At 67.9% G+C, this 1,852-nt stretch carries 1 protein-coding gene; it reads left to right on the top strand.

What is annotated here, in order from left to right; all coding sequences use genetic code 11:
- Positions 1–290 precede the first annotated feature (290 nt).
- Entirely contained in the window at positions 291–1,811 is a 1,521-nt protein-coding gene (locus ACWFRB_RS26325; protein ID WP_452644290.1) for an endoglycoceramidase I, read from the top strand.
- Positions 1,812–1,852 lie beyond the last annotated feature (41 nt).

Genomic DNA, 1,852 nt, shown 5'->3' with positions numbered 1-1,852 from the left:
CTCCGGACCTGCTGGTCCGGAGCCCTTGTCGTTCACCGCTACTCAGCCGAGGACGCCATCTTCGCCCGGCGGCGCAGGCGACGCGCCGTCGCCATGAGCAGCTCGTCGATGTCCGGGATCCGGGCCGAACGGCTCTCGTACACAAAGGGTCCCACGCCGGTGGTGAGCGTGCGCTCCTCGCGCCAGGAATCGAGATCCCCCGAAACCCCGCGCGTCGACCGGAGGCCTCCCTACGATCACACCATTTGGTCATGTGTCCAAATGGCTGTCCGAATCCACGGAGGCAATACATGCACAGACTGCTCACGATCGGCTTCTCCGCCGTAATACTCACAACCCTGGTCGCCGCGACGCCCGCGATCGCCGCCGCCGACGAGGTCGCGCGTCCACCGGCGAGCCGGCTTCACACCGAAGGCCGTTGGTTGGTCGACGAGTTCGGGCGCACGATCCTGCTGCACGGGGTGAACAACGTCGACAAACAACCGCCGTACGTCACCCCGGGGGACGGACTGACACTCACCGCCGCCGACGCCGATCTGCTCGCCGGGCACGGGTTCAACACCGTCCGCCTCGGCGTGTCCTTCGACGGCCTGATGCCCGAGCGGGGCCAGATCGACCCCGCATACCTCGATCGGGTCGCCGACACGGTCGACGTCCTCGGCACCCGCGGCATCCACGTCCTGCTCGACAACCACCAGGACGGACTGAGCTCCGCCTGGGGCGGAAACGGATTCCCGGAGTGGTCCATCGAGGCGAGGCCCTTTGCCGTCGAACCGAACCCGGGATTCCCGATGAACTACCTGATGCCGAGCATGAACATCGGCTGGGACGAGGTCTGGTCCAACAAGAACGGGGTACTCGACCACCTCGGCACCGCCTTGGCTGCGCTGGCCACGAGGGTGGAGGGGAAACCGGCCGTGCTCGGCATCGAGCTGATGAACGAGCCCTGGCCGGGATCGCCGTTCCTGACCTGCTTCCCGGGCGGTTGCCCGGACTTCGATCGGACCTACCAGGCCGCGATGCAGAAGCTCACCGATCACGTCCGCGCCTCGAATCCGACGGTTCCCGTGTTCTGGGAGCCGAACGTCACCTGGAACCAGATGATGCCGACGAACCTCGCCAACCCACCCAGGACGCCCGCGATCGGCGACCCGAACATCGTCTTCGCCCCGCACGACTACTGCATCCCAAGCCAGCTCGCGATCTACCTCGGCCTGCCGGAGGCCCTGCGCGCCGGTTGCGACCTGCAGCAGGCCAACACCTGGCACAACATCGACAAGGTCACCGAGCGCGCCGACATCCCGACCGTGGTGACCGAGTTCGGTGACGGCGACCCCACCGTGCTCTCCAACACCCTTGCCCGCGCCGACGAACGCTTCATCGGGTGGCAGTACTGGCACTACAGCAGCATCTTCGGGCCGACCGGCCGCCCCGACCCGTTCCTCGGTGAGGTGGGCCGCAAGTTGGTGCGGACCTATCCGCAGACCACCGCGGGGGAACCGGGCAAGCTCCGATTCAACTCGGAGGGTGGGGATTTCGAGTACACCTACCAGCCCCGGCCGTCGGCCCGACCGACCGAGATCTATGTCTCCGACCTGCACTACCCCGGCGGGTACGTCACCGAGGTGCGCGGCGGGCAGGCGACCTCCGCGCCGGGGGCCCGCATCGTCACGGTCCAGGCCGACGGCTCGGCGCCCGTCACCGTCCGGATCCATCGCCCCGACTCCACCGGCGACGACCTCCCGAAGCCGGCGGGTTCCGCGGAATCGGGCTCGAGCGGTTCCGCCGGGTTCGGTAGCAGCGGGTCCTGATACCACACACCACGCAGAAGGCTCCGGACCCACAGTGGGTC

It is taken from the genome of Rhodococcus sp. NPDC055112, assembly GCF_053607505.1.
This window is presented reverse-complemented; position numbering and strand designations above follow the sequence as displayed.